We start from the raw sequence: 17,683 nt of genomic DNA, 5'->3' as shown, positions 1-17,683 counted from the left end.
GCATGTGCAGCGCAGTCCGTCAGGCCGCCGCTCTGCGCAGCGCATCGCCGTGGCGCGACGCCGGCATCGGGCCGGCCTTCCACCCGCCCGCACCATCCAGATCCAGCCGCTGCGTATGGAAAGCATCCAGCGTGCTGCGATGGCCCACGCTGACCAGCATGCTGTCCGGCAACGCGTCGCGCAGCAGGCTGTACAGCATGTGTTCCAGTCCTTCGTCCGTGGCCGAGGTGGCCTCGTCCAGAAACACCAGCGCCGGCCGGTTGTACAGCACGCGTGCAAACGCGATGCGCTGCTGCTCGCCCAGCGACAACACGCGCGACCAGTCGTGCACCTCGTCGAGCCGGCTGGCCAGATGTCCCAGGTTGACCTGCCTGAGCGCGTCGGCCAGACGCGCGTCGTCGGCCGGCTGCGCCAGTCCCGGATACGCCACCGCGCCTCGCAGGTCGCCCAGCGGCAGATAAGGCCGCTGCGACAGGAACAACGCGGACTCGCCTTGCGGCCGCCGCACCTCGCCGCTGGCATACGGCCACAGGCCCGCCAGCGCGCGCAGCAAGGTTGTCTTGCCGCTGCCCGACGGCCCCTTGATCAGCAGAGCCTGACCGGGATTCAGGCGCAGGTTCAGGTTTTCCAGAAGACGCGCGCCATCCGGGCGCGACACGTTCAGGCCTTCGATCTGCAGCCCATCCGGCAGGGCTTGCGTCTGCACCTGCGGCAGCGCGCGCGCGGCCTCGTTGGCATCCAGGAATCCGTTCAGACGATCCAGCGTGGCGCGGTACTGCGCGAACGTGTCGTACGAACTGCGAAAGAACGACAGCGATTCCTGGACCTGCCCGAACGCCTGCGACGTCTGCATGACATCGCCCAGTTTGATTGCCCCGCTGAAGAAACGCGGCGCCTGCAGGATGAACGGAAACACCACTGCGATCTGGCTGACCGACAGGTTGAAGCCGTCGAATTTCAAGCCCCGGTACACGCGCTGCCAGAGATTGGCGATGTAGGACGTGAAGCGGGTCCACAGGGTCGCGCGCTCGACTTCCTCGCCCTGGTAGAACGCGACGTTTTCGGCGTTTTCGCGCAGGCGCACCAGCGCATATCGGAAGTTGGCGGTCAGACGCTCGGACAGGAAGTTCAGCTTGATGAGCGGACGGCCGATCTTGAAGGCCAGCCACGTGGCGACGATGACGTACAGGTACACCACGAACACCATGGCGCGCGGAATTTCAACGCCGCCGAGCGTCAACGGACCCGACAACCCCCACAGGATCGACGTGAAGGCCACCAGCGACACGATCGCGCTCAGCGCGCCGATGGCCAGCGTGCGCGAGCCCGTCACGAACTGCGCAATGTCCTGCTCGATCCGCTGGTCGGGGTTGTCGACGGGTTCGGCCAGGAAGTGTCCGCGGTAGTAGGCGCCCGCGCCCAGCCAGTCGCGCGTCAGCCGATCATTCAGCCAGACGTGCCAATGGATGTCGAAGGCCTGCCCCACATAGCTGTCGGCCAGGCTGCGCACCACATGCACCGTGGCGAGCACGGCGAAAATGCCCAGAAAGTGCCAGAAGACGGCCTGATCCAGCGCCTGCAGGGCGCTATAGAACCCGTTGTACCAAAACGAGAACAGCACGGTCATGCGCACCGCGAACATCGCCAGGAACAGCAGCAGCGCCAGCGTCAGCATCGGACGCCAACTGCGGCGCGGCGTGAGATACGGCCAGGCCAGCCGCCAGAATTTGCGGCCCCAGACGGTGGTGCGGGTCAGGACGAGCGTGACGAGCGCCAGCGCGACGGCGGAGATGCCGAATGCGCGCACGAGCCACAGGGCGCTTTCCGCGAGTTGCTGCTGCCAATTCAGATCCATGAGCCCGGAACCTCGCAAAGACGTTCCTGGTTAGACGGCGGGATCGACGGCAGTTCCGGTAAAAACGCGGTTTTAAGCCTGGCTTAAGCCAGATTGAAGGACGTTGAAGGGCCGTTGAAAGCCGTGACGCACTTATTCGGATCTGAGATCCAGATTGGCGAACAGATCCGCCAGCGTCGGCACGCTGCGCGCCGGCCAGATCGCGCTCAAGTCGAAGCTGGGCAGACGCTCGCCATCGCGCACTTCGCAAAAGCGGACGCCCCGAAATCCCATGGACCGGATCCAGCTGGGCAGCAAGGCCACACCGCAGCCGCCCGCCACGCACGACAGCACCGTCAGCGTGAGGCTGGCCTCCTGGTTCACGTGCGCATCGTGGCCGCCCTTGCGCATGGCATCCAGGATGGCCGCATAAAATGCCGGCAGTTGCGTCTGCGGGTACATCACCAGGCCGGCCTGCGCGATCTGCGCCATCGACACCTGGCCGTCGGCATCGACCTCGAATTCGTCGGGCACGGCGGCCACCAGCCGGTCGCGCAACAGCTGGCGCTCGCGCATGCGGCCGCCGACGGCCACGGGCGTGTGCATCAGGCCGATGTCGATGTCGCCGGTCTGCAAAGCCTCGGCCTGTTGGGCGTTGCTCATTTCACGCAGGATGATGCGCACGCCGGGCGCCTGCTTGCGCATCTGTCGCAGCGCGCGGGGCAAGGTGTCAAAGAGCGCCGAGGACACCAGCCCGACCGTCAACTGGCCCGCGCTGCCCCGCCCGATCTCCCTGGCGCGCCGGGCCGCCGCGTCAATGCGGGCGACGCTGGCGCGCACGTCCTCCAGGATGGCCTGCGCGGCGGGCGTGGGCGTCGTGCCCTGCCGCGACCGCTCGAACAGGCGCACGCCCAGGTCTTTCTCCATGCGCGTCAACGCCTGGCTCAGCGCCGGCTGCGCGATGCCCAGCCAGTCCGAGGCGCGGCTCACGCTGCCGTGGTCAACCACTGCCAGGAAGTACCGCAGATGCCGCGTTTCCATATCGTTCCAATATATTTAATGCGCCTTTCCAGAATGGAAAACTATACCCCGACTTCCTAGAATCCCGACTTACAGAACACTACATAGCGCGTCGCCGTTCCGAGAGAGCGGTGCGCCGCATGAGGAGACCGCTTTGCCCTCGCCGATTCCAGGCGCCGCCGTCGACACCCACGCCCACGTGTTTCACCAAGGCCTCGCCTTGGCCAACACGCGCCGTCACACGCCCGACTACGACGCCACGCTGGCCGAGTACCTGGGGCTGCTGGACGCGCACGGTTTGACCCACGGCGTCCTGGTGCAGCCCAGTTTCCTGGGCACGGACAACAGCCATCTGGTCGAGGCGCTGCGTGCCGCCCCCGCCCGCCTGCGCGGCGTGGCCGTCGTGGCGCAGGATGCCAGCGAATCCGAACTGCGGGCCCTGGCCGACGCCGGCGTGGTCGGCATCCGTCTGAACCTTTTCGGCCTGGACACGCCCGCGCTGCAGACGCCGGCGTGGCAGGTGCTGCTGGCCCGCGTCAATGCCCTGAACTGGCACGTTGAAGTGCACTTGCAAGCCGCGCGCCTGGACGGCGTGTTGCCGGCCTTGCTAGCGGCCGGCTGCCGCATCGTGGTCGACCATTTCGGCCGCCCGGATCGCGCGCTCGGCGTCCTGGATGCAGGCTTCCAATACCTGCTGCGCCAGGCGGACAGCGGCCGGATCTGGGTCAAGCTGGCCGCGCCGTACCGCAACTGGGCCGCGCCGGCCTGCGCCGCGGCCGGCCGTCTGGCCACGCAGCAATTGCTGGACGCCTACACCCCTGAACGCCTGATGTGGGGCAGCGACTGGCCCCATACCGAACATCGCCACCTGGCGTCCTATCCCGCCGCGACGCAGTGGCTGGACGCCTGGATCGACGACCCCGCGCAACGGCGCACCGTACTCGCCGACACGCCGTTGCGGCTATTCCAATTCCAAGGAGACGCTCCATGACCCCTCTGTTCAAACGCCTGGCGCACCGTAGCGCGCTGTTCGCCGCCGCCGGCCTGCTGGCTGGCGCTGCCGGCGCCGCGCACGCCGCCTACCCCGAACGCGCCGTCACGCTGGTCGTGACCTACCCGCCCGGCGGCACCGTGGACGTGGTCGCCCGCCTGATCGGCCCGAAGCTGGCGGCTGAACTCGGCCAGCCCGTCGTCATCGAAAACCGCGGCGGCGCCGGCGGCATGATCGGCGGCGCGGTCGTCGCCAAGGCCCAGCCCGACGGCTACACGCTGATGCTGGACGCTTCCAACCACGCGCAGAACCCCGCGCTGCACAGCAAGATGCAGTTCGACACGCTGTCGGCCTTCGCGCCCGTGTCGCTGCTGCTGCGCGTGCCCAACGTGCTGGTCGTGACGCCGTCGTATGAAGTGAAGTCGGTCGGCGACCTGATCAAGCTCGGTCAGCCCGATGCCAAGGAGCCGGTGTACTTCGCGTCGGCCGGCCCCGGCTCCGCCCAGCACCTGGCGGGTGAACTGTTCAACCTGCTGGCCAAGACGCAGTTGCAGCACGTCGCGTACAAGGGCGGCGGCCCGGCCATGATCGACGTGATGTCGGGCCAGGTCCCCGTCATGTTCGCAAGCATGGGCTCGGCCTGGCAGCACGTGAAGAACGGCAAGCTGCGCGCCGTGGCCGTTGGCGGCCTGGAACGCTCCAAGACCGCACCCGAATTGCCCACCATCGCCGAGTCGGGCGTGCCGGGCTACGAGACCTACGAATGGAACGCCGTGTTCGCCCCGGCCGGCACGCCGCCCGCCATCGTCGAGCAGGTCTCGCAGGCGCTGGCCAAGGTGCTGAAGGACCCCACGATTGCCGAGCAGCTTGCCGGCATCGGCGCCGAACCCATCGGCTCCACACCCGCCGAACTGGACACGTTCCGCCGCGCCGAAATCGAGAAGTGGCAGCGCGTCGTGAAGGAAGCTGGATTGAAGCTGGATTGAGTACTGCCGGGCCCCACGGCCCGGACACCGCGTAGCCGGTTTGCGGCGCTCTTCGGGGCGCCGCTTTTTTTGCCCTGCGCGGTCGCCATTGCGGCAACGGTTGGCGACGCGCGCGCGGGTGCATGCCATGCCCGCCGGCGCTTCCGGTCTCCGGGCGGCGCTATCATGACGCCTTGACCAGCTTTACCGCAGGAACCCGCAGGATGGACAAGATCCGGCTCGACAAATGGCTTTGGGCGGCGCGCTTCTACAAGACGCGCAGCCTGGCTTCGGATGAAATCGGCAAGGGCCGCGTGTTCGTGAACGGACAGCCCGCCAAGCCCGCGCGCGAGGTCGGCGCGGGCGATGTGATCACGGTACGCAAGGAAGACCCCGCCGTGCAGGTGCGCGTCGTGGCCGTCAGCGGCGTGCGCGGGCCTGCCCCGGTTGCGCGCCAACTGTACGAAGAGACGCCCGAAAGCGTGGCCGCCCGCGAACGCGCCGCCGAAATGCGCCGCCTCGCGCCGGAGCCGGCACTGGGCATCGAAGCGGGGCGCCCCACCAAGCGTGACCGCCGTCTCATCGACCAGATGCGGGGCAAATCCTGATGAAGCGCGCCGCAACCGGCGGCCTGGTCTATTCCACCGAAACCGGGCGCATGTGCCCGCAATGCCGTCAGCCCCTCGCGCAATGTCAATGCAAGGCGGCGGCCGCAAAAGTCCCGGCAGGTGACGGCGTGGCGCGGGTCTCGCGTGAAACCAAGGGCCGCGGCGGCAAGAGCGTGACGCTGGTGCGCGGACTGGCGCTGGCGCCCGACGCCTTGAACGCGCTGGGCAAGCAGCTGCGGACCGCGTGCGGTTCGGGCGGCACCGTCAAGGACGGCGTGATCGAGGTGCAGGGCGACCACTGCGACCGCATCCTCGAGGCGCTGACGAAACAGGGCCACCGCGCCAAGCGCGCGGGCGGCTGAACCGTATCAGGTATCAGGACAGAACAATGGAAATTTCCGTGACGGACGTCGCGAGCTGGCATGCCCATGTGTACTTCGACGCGGCAAGCCGCGACACCGCGTTCGCCCTGCGCGAACGAATTGTCGCGACGTTTGACGGCAAGATGGACATGGGGCGCTTCCATGAGCGCCCCGTGGGCCCGCATCCGCAATGGAGCTACCAGATTGCCTTTGACCCGCAGCACCTGGCCGAGATCGCAACGTGGCTCACGCTGAACCACGGCGCGCTGGATGTTTTCATGCACCCGAACACCGGCCATTCGCTGCGCGACCACCGCGACTGCGCGGTGTGGATTGGACGCAGCCACGTGTTGAACCTGGCTGCGCTGGGCGGCTGAAGCCTTACAGCGCCCGGCCCACGATCAGCGAGTCGATCGCCATATGCGGGTCGTCGCTCTTGCCTTCATAAGGCAGGCGGCTCAGCACATAACGCATGGCGTTCAGACGGGCGCGCTTCTTGCAGTCGGACTTGACCACGATCCACGGCGCGTCGGCGGTGTCGGTGTGGGCAAACATGGCTTCCTTGGCGCGCGTGTAGTCGTCCCACTTGTCCAGCGACGCCAGATCGACCGGGCTCAACTTCCATTGCTTGAGCGGATGCACCTTGCGTTGCTGGAAGCGGCTGCGCTGTTCTTCCTGGCTGACCGAAAACCACAGCTTGATCAGCGTGATGCCGCTGCTGACCAAATGGCGCTCGAAATCTGGCGTCTGGCGCAGGAACGCCAGGTATTCGTCCTGCGAGCAAAAGCCCATCACGCGTTCGACGCCGGCGCGGTTGTACCAGGAGCGATCGAACATGACGATCTCGCCGGCGGTCGGCAGGTGTTGCACGTAACGCTGGAAGTACCACTGGCCCTTTTCGGTATCGGACGGTTTTTCCAGTGCGACCACGCGCGCGCCGCGCGGATTCAGGTGTTCCATCATGCGCTTGATCGTGCCGCCCTTGCCCGCGGCGTCGCGCCCCTCGAACAGGATCACGACGCGCTGGCCGGTGGCCTTGACCCACGCCTGCAGCTTCAGCAGTTCGACCTGCAGCTTGTACTTCTGCTTTTCGTAATTGCGCCGCAGCATGCGGTGACGATACGGATAGACGCCCTCGCGCCAATCTCCGGCCAGCTCGTCGTCGGGATTGCGGCGCGCGCCCGGGGTCTGACGGTTGGCTTCCAGCAGCGCACGATGCACCGCCTGCGCGTCGTCGGGCGACAGCGCGTCGATGACGGTGCGCAGCGCCGCGTGCGCCTCGCCGGGATTGCCGATGGTGTAGCGGCTGGCGATATCGGCCAGCACCGCCGCGGTCTCCTGCCGCGCCGCGTCCTGCCGCGCGGCCACGCGCTTGCGCCATTCAAGGGCCGGTTCAACGGCGGGGTCGATGGCGGCCCCTGCAACGCCGGCCGGCTTCGCCACACCCTTGGCGGCGCGCGTGACGGGCGCGCGGCGCGTGCTTGCCGTACGCTTGGCGGCGCCTTGGCCGCTGCTGGACCGCTTGGCGGGCGCCGGCGGGGCGTCTTGATCGGGGGCTGGCGATGTCTTGTCGGTCATTGGTCCTGTCCTTGCTGCGCAAACGTCAAACCCTAACGTGCGCCACGGCACGCCGCGTTGATGGGGATCAACGGTTGTAACATTTTTTCACGAACCCGGCCCCATTACACTGCACGTCCCTCATCCCCTCATTCGCGACGCCATGTGGTCACGCATCAAGCGATGGTTTGCCGGTCCGCCACCGGCCGAAGATCCCTTGCAGGAAATCGTGCGCTTTGATGACGCCGGCCTCACGCGGTCGGGCGAGCTGGCACGCGCCATGGGATTGCAGCAGTTCTGGCCCTGGCGCGACGTGCATGAGTTCGGCTTCGCGTTCACCCAGGCGATCTATCCGGATCCCTGGTTTGGCGACTACATGGAAAGCCTGTGGTTCGTTCGCGTGGCCAACGAAGACGGCGGGCTGATGCGGATGGAGTTCGACGAGCGCGTGCTCGATATCAACGACCTGCCGCCCGCCCTGCTTCGCAACATGCCGGGACTCGACATGGACGTGCTGCGGGCGGGACTGGCGACCGCCGCGCGGGGGCTGCGCCATTACGAAGGCGAAGGCGAATGGGTGGCATGGCGGCGCGACGTTTCCGAGGAACAGCCGTCATCGCCGGCCTGATCGCCGCCCCCTCGACGTCGTGATTGCCGCCCTTTGCGTCTCGTTGATCGCTCCCCTCGACGGCAGATCCGATGCCCGGCCCGGCTACACGCGATCCAGCCCCTGCTTGAGATCCGCCAAAATATCCGCCGGCGTTTCCAGCCCGACCGACAGCCGCAGCAGGCCTTCCGACAGCCCATAGCGTTCGCGGTCCTCGGCCGAGTAGCTGGCATGCGTCATCGACGCCGGATGCTGGATCAGCGTCTCGGGATCGCCCAGGCTGACCGCGATGCGCGCCAGCTTCAGGCTGTTCAGCAGCGTCTTTCCCGCCGCAAGGCCACCCTTCAGCTCAAAAGCCACCAACCCGCCGCCCGCCGCCTGCTGGCGCTGTGCAATGTCGGCGCCTGCCGTGCCGGACAGGCCCGGATAGAACACGTCGGCCACCGCCGGATGCTCGCGCAGCAGCTTGGCCACCTTCAGCGCGGACTCGCTATGGCGCTGCACCCGCAGCTCCAGCGTCTTGATCCCGCGCAGCACCAGGAACGCCGTGAACGGCGACAGCGTCGCGCCCGTGAAATAGCGCAGGCCTTGCAGCCGGATGGCGTCGATGTGCTGCTTGCGGCCCACCACCGCGCCCGCCAGCAGGTCGCCGTGCCCGCCCAGGTACTTGGTGGCCGAATGCAGCACGATGTCCGCACCGTGCTCAAGCGGCCGCTGCAGCACCGGCGTGGCGAAGGTGTTGTCGACGATGGTCAGCAGCCCCTTGCCACGCGCGATGGCCGAGATGGCCGCAATGTCCACCAGGCGCAGATTCGGGTTGGCGGGGGTCTCGAAGTACACCGCCCGGGTCTTGGGGCCGATGGCCGCGGCCACGGACTGCGGCTGGGTGAAATCCGCGAATACGGCGCGCACGCCGAATCGGGACAGCCCCTGCGTGAACAGCGTGAAGGCCGTGCCATAGACGATCTGGTCGACCACGATCTCGTCCCCGCTTTGCAGCAGCGAGAACAGGGTGGCCGAAATGGCCGCCATGCCCGACGCCGTGACCACGCCGGCCTCGGCGCCTTCCAGCGATGCCAGCCGCTCTTCCAGCAGCGCCTGCGTCGGATTCCGCGTCCGGCCGTAGACATAGCCTTGGGCCTCGCCGAGCCGGATCCGGTCGAAGGCCTCGATGCTGTCCTGCGTGTAGGTGGACGTCAGATACAGCGGCGGCGACAGCGCGCCCTGTTCGTCCAGCGGGTCGTAGCCCAGGTGGATGGCGCGAGTCGCAAAACCCTGCTGCGCGGGGTCGGTCATGGTGTTCACTCCTGTCATGGGTGGGTGCAGGGGCGCATCGCGCCTGCCTGGAAATCGGAAATTGCCGCCAGCCCGCGGCATTGACGGGGCCGAAGCGAGTCTTTACAGTCAAACGCCGTATCCCCGTTTTCGTGCGCGACATGAACGACCCGCAAGCGCCCGCCACGGCCGCCGGCCCGGCGGTTCCCCCCGCGACACCGCCCCAACCCGGCTGGCTGCTCAAGGCCGCCACCTGTCTGGTCTATTCCGGGGTGCTGGCGTGGGCGGTCTACAGCAGCCGGCCCGCCACCATGCTGGACGTGGCCAAGCTGGCCTTCGGCGGGGCCATCCTGCTGGGCCTCCTGCCGTTTGTCGTCCTGGGGGTCTTTTCGATCTGGAAGCGCTTTCGCACGCCGCGCAACCGCTTGCGCATCATGCTGGGCACGGGGGTATTTCTGCTGGCTGCCGTGGCCGGGCCGCTTGCCGAACGCAACCACGACAACCGCCAGCGCGACATTGCCAACACCGAAATCCGCAAAGCCATCGACGCGCTGCGCCTGCAGGCCGGTGGCGGCAGTGGCGCGCCCGAGGACGTACCCGCCATCGACCCCTCGCCCAAAGCCACCGGCCCGTACGGCGAAATGGAACGGGCCATGAAGACCATCGCGGGCAAACGGCTGGCGCAGCATCGCGCCTACCTGCAGGAACTCAAGGAAATCGGCTTGCCCAAGCTGTTCGACGCCCGGCGGCTGGCGCGCGACTCGGGCCTGATCGAAAGCCGCCTGATCCTGGAACAGGCAGAAAAGCTTGTACCGGGGTACCGCGAACAAAGCATGGAAGTGCTGGACGGCATGCCGGCGCTGGTGCGCTCGCTGACCATATCCGAGCCGGAAAAGGACAAGATCCTGAAGGCGCTGCAGGACTCGCGGGCGGCCAGCACCGAAAAGCTGGCGCGCGTCTGGGACCTGGAGACGCAGATCCTGCACGAGTTCGGGATGATGATCACGCTGCTCGATGACAACCGGCAGTTCTGGTACGCGGACCGCGACGAGCTGATGTTCGGCCGCGACGCCGACCTGGCGCGCTTTCATCAGCATCAGGACGCCGTCAACCGGCTGGCCGGCGAGCAGGAGAAGCTGGCGACGCAGTCGCTGGCCGCCATGCCGCAAGCGCCGTTGCGCTGAACCGGACGATGTCACGCGCGCGGCTCGCATCGTTCACCGCTTGTGGTCGGCGCGGCGTGACAGCCACTCGCCGGTGAACTGCACAATCGACACCAGCGCAATCAGGATGACGATCACCTCGAACATCACCCGGGTCTCGTAGCGCTCATAGCCATAGCGGATCGCCAGGTCGCCCAGGCCGCCCGCCCCCACCGCGCCCGCCATCGCCGACGCGTTGATCATGGCGATGACGCTGACCGTCATGCCGCCGATGATGCCCGGCAGCGCCTCGGGCAGGAGCACGTGCCGCACGATGTGCCAGCGCCGGCAGCCCATGGCGCGCGCCGCCTCGACCAGACCGGGGTCCACGTCGTTCAGGCTGACCTGCGCAATGCGCGCAAAGAATGGAATCAGGTTGGCCGACAGCGGCACGATCGCGGCCCATGTGCCCAGCGTCGTGCCGACCAAAAAGCGCGTGAACGGCAGCATCGCCACCAGCAGGATGATGAACGGGATGGCGCGGAACGTGTTGACTGTGATCGACAGCGCCTTGTTGAACCGCGGACGCGGGTAGAGATTGCCGGGCGCCGTGATGGTCAGCACCACGGCCAGCGCCAGGCCGGTCGCGATGGCGATGGCGGCGGAAATGCTCACCATGGTCAGGGTCTGCAGAAACGCCTGCAGGTACTTGTCAAGCATCGGTAGCGACATAGCCCAGCACCTTGATCTGATCGGCCACCAGCGCGGCGCGCGCGGCCTCTTCCTGTAGCGCGTGCGCGGGCACGGACACCAGCAGACTGCCCTGCGCATGGCCGCGCAGCCGGTCCAGTCCGCCGTGCAGCAGCGTGGCGCCCGGTCCCATTGCCGCCAGTGCCTGAAGCGACACGCCCTCCGGCCGGTCCTGTCCGGTGAAGCGCAGGCGCAGCACCGCGACGCCGGGGCGTCCTTGCAGGTCGGGCACCAGCTTGGCCGCCAGGTCCGCGGGCAGGTCGTGCTGCAACGGCCGCAGCAGGGCGCGCGTGGCGTCGGCCTGGGGGTTGCCGAACACGCGCCACACTTCGCCCAGTTCGACGTTGCGGCCGCCGTCCAGCACCAGCACGTTGTGGCAGACCTCGCGGATCACGGCCATGTCGTGCGTGATCAGCACGACAGTCAGGCCCAGCTTGCGGTTGATGTCCAGCAGCAGGCCCAGGATCGACTGCGTGGTTTCGGGATCGAGCGCGGAGGTCGCCTCGTCGCACAGCAGGATCTCGGGCTCGTGGACCAGCGCCCGCGCAATGCCCACGCGCTGCTTCTGGCCGCCGGACAGCTTTGACGGATACACGTCGGCCTTGTCCCGCAGGCCCACCATCTCAAGCAGCGCTTCGACCCGCGCCCGCGCCGCGGCGGGCTTCACGCCGGCCACGCGTAGCGGCAGCGCGACGTTCTCGGCCACCGTCTTGGCGGACAACAGATTGAAGTGCTGGAAGATCATGCCGATCCGGCGGCGCAGGCCGACGAGCGCATCCTCGTCCAGGCTGCCCACGTCCACGCCGTCCACCCGCACGCGGCCGGCGCTGGGACGTTCCAGCATGTTGATCGAGCGCAGCAGCGTCGACTTGCCCGCGCCGCTGCGGCCGATGATGCCGAACACCTCGCCGCGCGCGATCGAGAACGACACGTCCGACAGCGCCACGACGGGGCCCGCGGGCCCTTGATATTGCTTTTGCAGGCCCTCGAACACGATGTGCGCGTCGCGCCCCGGCGATGGCGCTGCGCCGGCCGCGTCCGCGGCCAGGGAAAGTTCGCGTTGCATCTTGGCTTAGAAGACCGGAATCACCGAACCTTCGAACTTGGTCAGGATGAACTGGCGAACCTCTTCCGAGTGATACGCCTTGACCAGCGCGGGCACCCACGGCGCGTCCTTGTCCTTCTCGCGCACGACGATGATGTTCACGTACGGATTGTTTTCTTTCTTCTCGACCGCGATGCCGTCGCGCGTGGCGATCAGCCCGGCCTGGTACGCAAAGCTGTTGACGATGGCCGCGGTGTCCACGTCGGGCAGCGAACGCGCCAGCACGACCGATGCGCTTTCCACGAAGTTGAGCTTCTTGGGATTGGACGTCACGTCGGCCAGCGTGGCGGTGCCGGTGGCCGGGTCGAAACCGTCTTTCAGCGTGATCAGGCCCTGGTCGCGCAGGATGACCAGCGCGCGCGTCTGGTTGCTGGGGTCATTGGGAATGCCGACCTTCGCGCCCTCCGGCAAGTCCTTGAGCGACTTGTATTTCTTCGAATAGAACGCGATGGGCGAGATCAGCGTGTTGGCGACCGGCACCAGCTTGTAGCCGCGCTGTTTGATCTGGTCGTTCAGGAAGGGAATGTGCTGGAAGGCGTTGGCTTCCAGGTCGCCGTTGTTCAGCGCTTCGTTCGGGCTCGCGGTGCCGGTGATGACGACGGGCTCGACGGCCAGGCCGTTTTTCTTGGCCACCTGCGTCACCACTTCCCAGATCTGCTCGTCCACGCCGCCGCGCACACCCACCTTGAGCGGCTTCGGGTCTGCCGAGAACGCCGGGCCGTGGAACATGGCGGCCGAGGCCAGCACGGCGCCCAAGAGGCGCTTGAACAGCGGCGTCCATGCCATGCGCGATTGCTGCGCGCCTTGGGAAACGCCTGCGTCCGCGGAAGCCCCGGCGGCAAGAATACGGATAGTCATGATGGAATCGCCTCTAAGTCAACGCAGTTATGAGAGAGACGATTCTAGGGACGGGGCTTATGCGCGCGAACGAATAGTTGGTTGAGTCGTTATTACGGGGTTTTTTGGATATGGCGCGTTGGCATATGGCGCGCCGGCGCGGTGCCGAACGCGCAGTCAGGCCGGGTCGATCAGGCCGGGTCGATCAGAACGGCTTGACCACCGCCAGCGTCACGATGGCCGTCGCCGCCAGCACGACATAAGGCGCCTGCAGATCGATCAGGGGCGGCCGCTTGCCGCTGCCGCCGGCCATGCGCCGCAGCGATGCGCTTTGCATGCCGAGCAACGCCGACAGGCTCAGCGCAAAGGCCACCTTGATCCAGATCCAGTTCATTGCGAACCACCCGAAGGTCATGGCCAGATGCAGGCCGATGAGCCAGGTGATGACCATGGCGGGCGTGGTGACGTAGAGCGTCCAGCGGCGTAGCGCGTGGAGCATCTTGCGTTCCTTCGGCGCATCTTCGCCTTCCTGCGGCTGCGAGGTCAGAAGAAACAGGGCAACGAAGAGCGAGCCGCAAAGCCACGCGACAGCGGCCGCGACGTGGGCCATTTTGAGGAGTTGATATGTCATGCGCGGCATTATCGCCGCTCGCCGGAAGACCCGTGCGGCGCGTGCGCGCAGGCAGTTTGCGATACGGCAAACCGGGCGGCGGTCGATGCGCCAGGGTGTGGGGCGTTAGTTGCCGGACTGCGGCGCGGGCGGCGTGGCTGGGGCGGCAGGCGAACCCGTATCGGGCGTCGCTGCTGCGGGCGCTTTTTCCGTGGCCGATCCGGCAGCCGGCGCCCCTTGGACAGGCGAACCTGCGGCAGGCGATCCTGCGGCAGGCGACCCTGCGGCAGGCGCTCCCCCCGTAGGCGTCTTCGCAGGCGCTGCATCGCCAGCCGGTGCTGGCTTGTCACCGCCAGCCTCCGTCGGATTCAACGTATCCGCCGGCGCATTCGGAGCCACCACCGGGTCTGCGGGCGCGGGCGCCGGGGCGGACTTGGGCGCGGCGCGCTTCGTCCGCACGGGCGGCTCATGCGGCGCGGCAGCCGCCTGGGCATCCGGCAGGAACCGCTGCAGCAACTGGAAGAACCCGTCATAGAACTTGGGCCGCGTCACCGTCTGGCTGGCGGTCTTGACCAGCGAATCGTCGCTGCCCCCAAACGGCATGGACACCTGGCCCAACACGCTGACGCCCACGCTGGCCGAGTTGCCGGTGCGTTTGATCGAATAGCGGTCCTGCACGGCGTTCGCAAATACGGTGGTGCGGTCGCTCGCACCGCCGTCCGATGCACATTCGACGTTGAAGCTGATCTGCGTATGCTGCCCGTCCTCGCCCTCGAAGTTCTTGTGGCCCGTGACGCGAGACGGCTCGTACTTGTCGATGAGATAGCCCTGGCTAAGCAAGGCGCGCCGGCCCGCGTCGCACGCGGCGCTGCTGGCCGCCGGAACGCTACGCGAATACGTATCCGTTTGCGCGAAGTCCTCGCGTTCGTAGACGGGCTTGGGGGAAGAACATCCGGCCAGGACGGCCGTCAGCGTGGCAAACAACGGAAAAGTGATACGGCGGGTGACGCGAGGCATGAGAGGTCCGGCGTGGGGCGACGACCTGCATTATCGGACAAGAAATCCGTTTATTTATTGGGGACGGGATACGCCGGAGATATGTTGAAACAGGTTCGAGCGGTCCGTCATGACCGCCAAAGCGGTTCCCCCTGCGTGCCGGCGGGCGCATCCCGTACCGGCACACGTCGTAATTCGTATCGAAATCGGCGCGCCATTCCATGGCCCGCGCGCAACACCCTTCGCAACGCGTCAGTGCACACGTTCCTGAACCATGCCGATGCGCCGCGGGCCTGCTGCCGGCGTGCGGCGCAAACCCGCAATCAACGCGCGGCGCGGGCCGAGGACGGCTGCTCGTCCAGCTCGCCCAGGATTTCCGCCGCCAACCGCACGCGCGCTTCGTTCGGATAGTTGCGATTGGCCAGAATGACGATGCCCAACTTGCGCGCGGGCACAAACGCCACATAGGCGCCAAAGCCGTTGGTCGAGCCCGTCTTGTTGATCCAACTCTCGGCCAGCGGCGCCAACGGCGGTTGCAGCGCCTGGGCCGGATGGCTCTGGCTGTTCAGCGTGCCGGCGTTGGCCGTCAGCAGCGTGTCCAGCGCCACCGGATACGGAAACTGTTCCCACGCCATGTCCTGCGTCATGCCGCCCACCTGGTAATAGCCGACGTGGGTGTCGGCGAGCGCGCGGCGGATGTCCTTGTCCAGCACATCCATGTCCATGCTGGCTTCAACGAAGCGCAGCATGTCGCGCGCGCTGGACTTGACGCCGTAGGCCTCGGCCGCGAGCACGCCGGGATTCACGCGCACCGGCGCGCCCTGCTTGTTGTAGCCCTGCGCATAGCGCGACATCTTGGCGGCGGGCACGTTGATGTACGTGCTGGACAGACCCAGCTTCGGAAACAGGTCCTTTTCCATCGCCTGCGAAAACGGCTGCTTCATGCTGGCGGCGGCCACGACGCCCAGCATGCCGATACTGGGGTTGGCATACGTCCGATACGTGCCCGGCGCGTGTTCGGGCTTCCATGCCTTCAGGTATTGCATCAGTTGCGCGTTATCGCGCACGTCGTCGGGCACCTGCAACGGGAAGCCGCCCGTGGTGTGCGTGGCCAGGTTCACCAGCGTCAGCTTGGCGAACGCGGTGCCGGCAAGCTCAGGCACGAACCGCGCCGGGCTGTCGGTCAGCGTCAGCAGCCCCTTGGCCTGCGCGTAGGTGGCGAGCGTCGCGGTGAAGGTCTTGCTGATCGACCCCAGCTCGAAGAGCGTGTCCCGAGTGACCGCGCGCCGCGTTTCCAGCGATTCGACGCCGTAGGTGTAGAAGCGCTGGCGGCCCTGATGCGTGACGGCGATCACCATGCCCGCGATGTCGTGCTGCCGCATGACCGCGCGGGCCGCTTCGTTCACGACGCTGTCGATGTAGGGCAATTCAGAGCGGCCAAGGGCGGGACCGGACACAACGGGAAGAAGGCCGGCGCAAAGCAGGCCGGCGCAGAGGTGTCTACGGGTGGTCATGCAACGTTCTCAGGGAGGGGGACGGACAAACCGGCGGGATGGGCGGCGCGGCGATGCTGAATCGTACCGCGACGCGCGTCCATCCACGCGCATTTTTCCCTCCCTGCCGTGGCCTCAGGGCCTGGCGCAGGCGCGCCTTCGCCCTGCGCCCTGCGTCAGGCTAAGGCCGGCTCCGCGCGCAGCGGCTGAGCCGCATTCCCGATCCCCGTGCCGTCCTGCACCGTGCCGACTATGTCTTTGCAGACTTTCCCCTCCTTCATCACCAGAACGATCCGCGCGGGATCTACCAGCAGCGACAGATCGTGCAGCGGGTTGCCGTCCACCATGACGACGTCGGCCAGATACCCCGCCCGCAGCATCCCCAGCTCGTCAGGCCGCTGCATGATTTGCCCGCCCAGCCGCGTGGCCGCGACCAGCGCCTCGACCGGCGTCATGCCGATGTAGTCAACGAAGTATTGGAGGTCGTTGGCATTCGTGCCGTGCGGCATCCAGGCGAATCCGTAGTCGCCGCCCGGCAGGATGCGTATGCCGCGCTTGTGCATCTTGCGCAGGCTCTCCGCGGCGATTTCCAGCTCGCGCTTGTAGCCCATGCTTTCGGCTATGGCGGGCGTGATGCCGTAGTCGGACGCATGATAAGCGGTACGGACCAGCCAGCCGATGCCCGGCGCGACGAAATGCTTGTCCTTGTTGGCCTCCAGCATGTCCAGCGCTTCGTCGTCCGCGAAGCTGGCGTGATAGACCATTTCGATGCCGTGGCGCACGCATTGCTTGACCGATTCGCTGGACCGCGCGTGGGCCGCGATCCGCTTGCCGTACCGCTTGGCCTCCGACGCCAGCATGGCGATCTCGTCTTCCGCAAAGGGCGACATTTCGGCCGGCAGGCCGGCGATGTATTCGCCCGACAGATTGATCTTCAGATGGTCGACGCCGTACTTGATGAACGTCCGGACCGAGCGGCGAATCTCTTCGGGACCGCTGCAGACGCTGCCAAAGCTCAGCTCCTCGAAGTGCATGTGCGGCAAGGTGTTGTCGCCCAGCGCGCCGATGGTCGTGATCTCCTGGCTGCCAGCCAGGTAGCGCGGCCCCGGGCACTCGCCGGCCTCGATCGCGTTGCGCAGCACCACGTCCAGCCGCGGCTTGGCCGCCGCCGCGCCAATGGCGGACGTCCACCCCATTTCCAGATAGCGCTTGGCCACGCGGACACACCAGAGGATGTGCTCCTCGGGCGGCATGAACTGAATGGCCGCCAGCGTGGGCTGGTCATTCCACGAGAAATGCGTGTGCGCCTCAGTCATGCCCGGCATCAGGAACCGGCCTTTGCCATCGATGACGCGGGCGCCGTCCCGGTTGACGCGTTCGGGCAGGCGCGCCACCTCGGCGATGCGGCCGCCGTCGATGAGTATCTCTCCGTCAAAGACGTCGTCGCCGCTTCCGTCAAAGATGACGGCATTGGTAATTGCGATTTTGGACATGCGTAGTCTCCTCCTGGCCCGCGCAGGGCCGGAATTTT

The 17,683-nt window shown here is 66.9% G+C and carries 18 protein-coding genes; 7 read left to right on the top strand and 11 right to left on the bottom strand.

Translation table 11 applies throughout. The features are described from left to right. Window positions 1–19 precede the first annotated feature (19 nt). Both AC6CIE_RS02240 and AC6CIE_RS02235 read right to left on the bottom strand, forming a co-directional pair. Window positions 20–1,855, bottom strand: a complete 1,836-nt coding sequence (locus AC6CIE_RS02240) for an ABC transporter ATP-binding protein/permease (protein WP_498090963.1) — start codon at window positions 1,853–1,855, stop codon at window positions 20–22. Window positions 1,856–1,987: 132 nt separating this feature from the next. Then, entirely contained in the window at window positions 1,988–2,875 is an 888-nt protein-coding gene (locus AC6CIE_RS02235; RefSeq protein ID WP_175123573.1) for a LysR family transcriptional regulator, read from the bottom strand. Between the two features lie 133 nt (window positions 2,876–3,008). Here AC6CIE_RS02235 and AC6CIE_RS02230 point away from each other — a divergent pair, with 133 nt between their 5' ends. The 5 genes from AC6CIE_RS02230 to AC6CIE_RS02210 all read left to right on the top strand — a co-directional run bounded on the left by AC6CIE_RS02230 (window position 3,009) and on the right by AC6CIE_RS02210 (window position 6,157). Next, window positions 3,009–3,845, top strand: coding sequence for an amidohydrolase family protein (locus AC6CIE_RS02230; protein WP_498090961.1), 837 nt, complete (start codon window positions 3,009–3,011; stop codon window positions 3,843–3,845). Further along, a complete protein-coding gene (locus tag AC6CIE_RS02225) occupies window positions 3,842–4,831 on the top strand; it encodes a tripartite tricarboxylate transporter substrate binding protein (protein WP_175123575.1) in 990 nt (329 codons plus the stop codon). The genes AC6CIE_RS02230 and AC6CIE_RS02225 overlap by 4 nt, the downstream gene beginning before the upstream one ends. Window positions 4,832–5,034: 203 nt before the next feature. Further along, window positions 5,035–5,418: an RNA-binding S4 domain-containing protein gene (locus AC6CIE_RS02220; protein ID WP_175138135.1), complete on the top strand. Its 384-nt coding sequence runs from the start codon at window positions 5,035–5,037 to the stop codon at window positions 5,416–5,418. Further along, complete coding sequence (locus AC6CIE_RS02215) at window positions 5,418–5,780, top strand: translation initiation factor Sui1 (protein ID WP_498090960.1); 363 nt, start codon at window positions 5,418–5,420, stop codon at window positions 5,778–5,780. Before AC6CIE_RS02220 ends, AC6CIE_RS02215 begins: the two co-directional genes overlap by 1 nt. Before the next feature lie 26 nt (window positions 5,781–5,806). Then, window positions 5,807–6,157, top strand: a complete 351-nt coding sequence (locus AC6CIE_RS02210) for a DOPA 4,5-dioxygenase family protein (protein WP_175123578.1) — start codon at window positions 5,807–5,809, stop codon at window positions 6,155–6,157. A 4-nt stretch (window positions 6,158–6,161) separates the two neighbouring features. Here the strand turns inward: AC6CIE_RS02210 and ppk2 are convergent, their stop codons facing one another. Continuing rightward, window positions 6,162–7,358, bottom strand: coding sequence for a polyphosphate kinase 2 (gene ppk2 / locus AC6CIE_RS02205; RefSeq protein WP_498090958.1), 1,197 nt, complete (start codon window positions 7,356–7,358; stop codon window positions 6,162–6,164). 142 nt (window positions 7,359–7,500) lie between these two features. Here ppk2 and AC6CIE_RS02200 point away from each other — a divergent pair, with 142 nt between their 5' ends. After that, entirely contained in the window at window positions 7,501–7,965 is a 465-nt protein-coding gene (locus AC6CIE_RS02200) for a hypothetical protein (protein WP_239216470.1), read from the top strand. An 84-nt stretch (window positions 7,966–8,049) separates the two neighbouring features. On the opposite strand, the gene AC6CIE_RS02195 is transcribed toward AC6CIE_RS02200, so the two are convergent. Continuing rightward, window positions 8,050–9,240, bottom strand: coding sequence for a trans-sulfuration enzyme family protein (locus tag AC6CIE_RS02195; protein ID WP_279975047.1), 1,191 nt, complete (start codon window positions 9,238–9,240; stop codon window positions 8,050–8,052). A gap of 140 nt (window positions 9,241–9,380) precedes the next feature. On the opposite strand from AC6CIE_RS02195, the gene AC6CIE_RS02190 reads away from it, so the two are divergent. Next, window positions 9,381–10,403 carry a hypothetical protein gene (locus AC6CIE_RS02190; protein WP_175138129.1) on the top strand — a complete coding sequence of 341 codons (1,023 nt, stop codon included), beginning with the start codon at window positions 9,381–9,383 and terminating at the stop codon, window positions 10,401–10,403. Window positions 10,404–10,436: 33 nt separating this feature from the next. Here AC6CIE_RS02190 and AC6CIE_RS02185 read toward each other — a convergent pair whose 3' ends face one another. From AC6CIE_RS02185 to AC6CIE_RS02155, 7 genes are all read right to left on the bottom strand, one after another. Continuing rightward, window positions 10,437–11,093, bottom strand: coding sequence for a methionine ABC transporter permease (locus AC6CIE_RS02185; RefSeq protein WP_175123583.1), 657 nt, complete (start codon window positions 11,091–11,093; stop codon window positions 10,437–10,439). Further along, on the bottom strand, window positions 11,074–12,177 hold the full coding sequence (locus tag AC6CIE_RS02180; protein ID WP_495601277.1) for an ATP-binding cassette domain-containing protein: 1,104 nt from the start codon (window positions 12,175–12,177) through the stop codon (window positions 11,074–11,076). Before AC6CIE_RS02180 ends, AC6CIE_RS02185 begins: the two co-directional genes overlap by 20 nt. 6 nt (window positions 12,178–12,183) lie before the next feature. After that, window positions 12,184–12,945 (bottom strand): MetQ/NlpA family ABC transporter substrate-binding protein, encoded by a 762-nt coding sequence (locus AC6CIE_RS02175; protein ID WP_239213300.1) that lies wholly within the window; start codon window positions 12,943–12,945, stop codon window positions 12,184–12,186. Window positions 12,946–13,258: 313 nt separating this feature from the next. Continuing rightward, window positions 13,259–13,684, bottom strand: coding sequence for a CopD family protein (locus AC6CIE_RS02170; RefSeq protein WP_498090956.1), 426 nt, complete (start codon window positions 13,682–13,684; stop codon window positions 13,259–13,261). A gap of 105 nt (window positions 13,685–13,789) precedes the next feature. Then, a complete protein-coding gene (locus tag AC6CIE_RS02165) occupies window positions 13,790–14,680 on the bottom strand; it encodes a DUF2242 domain-containing protein (RefSeq protein ID WP_498090954.1) in 891 nt (296 codons plus the stop codon). Window positions 14,681–14,982: 302 nt separating this feature from the next. After that, window positions 14,983–16,173 (bottom strand): AMZ family class C beta-lactamase, encoded by a 1,191-nt coding sequence (gene blaAMZ / locus AC6CIE_RS02160; protein WP_498090952.1) that lies wholly within the window; start codon window positions 16,171–16,173, stop codon window positions 14,983–14,985. A gap of 155 nt (window positions 16,174–16,328) precedes the next feature. Continuing rightward, window positions 16,329–17,645, bottom strand: a complete 1,317-nt coding sequence (locus tag AC6CIE_RS02155; RefSeq protein WP_175123588.1) for a metal-dependent hydrolase family protein — start codon at window positions 17,643–17,645, stop codon at window positions 16,329–16,331. Window positions 17,646–17,683 lie beyond the last annotated feature (38 nt).

This window comes from Achromobacter sp. GQ309, from assembly GCF_059759315.1.
Note: the sequence above shows the minus strand (reverse complement) of the source record. Positions and strands in the feature narration are given on the sequence as shown.

Coding starts and splice junctions, on each gene's coding strand:
- AC6CIE_RS02220 (WP_175138135.1), top strand. CDS start 5,035: ATGGACAAGATCCGGCTCGACAAATGGCTTTGGGCGGCGCGCTTCTAC.
- blaAMZ (WP_498090952.1), bottom strand. CDS start 16,173: ATGACCACCCGTAGACACCTCTGCGCCGGCCTGCTTTGCGCCGGCCTT.
- ppk2 (WP_498090958.1), bottom strand. CDS start 7,358: ATGACCGACAAGACATCGCCAGCCCCCGATCAAGACGCCCCGCCGGCG.
- AC6CIE_RS02235 (WP_175123573.1), bottom strand. CDS start 2,875: ATGGAAACGCGGCATCTGCGGTACTTCCTGGCAGTGGTTGACCACGGC.
- AC6CIE_RS02180 (WP_495601277.1), bottom strand. CDS start 12,177: ATGCAACGCGAACTTTCCCTGGCCGCGGACGCGGCCGGCGCAGCGCCA.
- AC6CIE_RS02225 (WP_175123575.1), top strand. CDS start 3,842: ATGACCCCTCTGTTCAAACGCCTGGCGCACCGTAGCGCGCTGTTCGCC.
- AC6CIE_RS02155 (WP_175123588.1), bottom strand. CDS start 17,645: ATGTCCAAAATCGCAATTACCAATGCCGTCATCTTTGACGGAAGCGGC.
- AC6CIE_RS02215 (WP_498090960.1), top strand. CDS start 5,418: ATGAAGCGCGCCGCAACCGGCGGCCTGGTCTATTCCACCGAAACCGGG.
- AC6CIE_RS02200 (WP_239216470.1), top strand. CDS start 7,501: ATGTGGTCACGCATCAAGCGATGGTTTGCCGGTCCGCCACCGGCCGAA.
- AC6CIE_RS02185 (WP_175123583.1), bottom strand. CDS start 11,093: ATGTCGCTACCGATGCTTGACAAGTACCTGCAGGCGTTTCTGCAGACC.
- AC6CIE_RS02170 (WP_498090956.1), bottom strand. CDS start 13,684: ATGACATATCAACTCCTCAAAATGGCCCACGTCGCGGCCGCTGTCGCG.
- AC6CIE_RS02240 (WP_498090963.1), bottom strand. CDS start 1,855: ATGGATCTGAATTGGCAGCAGCAACTCGCGGAAAGCGCCCTGTGGCTC.
- AC6CIE_RS02195 (WP_279975047.1), bottom strand. CDS start 9,240: ATGACCGACCCCGCGCAGCAGGGTTTTGCGACTCGCGCCATCCACCTG.
- AC6CIE_RS02210 (WP_175123578.1), top strand. CDS start 5,807: ATGGAAATTTCCGTGACGGACGTCGCGAGCTGGCATGCCCATGTGTAC.
- AC6CIE_RS02175 (WP_239213300.1), bottom strand. CDS start 12,945: ATGTTCCACGGCCCGGCGTTCTCGGCAGACCCGAAGCCGCTCAAGGTG.
- AC6CIE_RS02165 (WP_498090954.1), bottom strand. CDS start 14,680: ATGCCTCGCGTCACCCGCCGTATCACTTTTCCGTTGTTTGCCACGCTG.
- AC6CIE_RS02190 (WP_175138129.1), top strand. CDS start 9,381: ATGAACGACCCGCAAGCGCCCGCCACGGCCGCCGGCCCGGCGGTTCCC.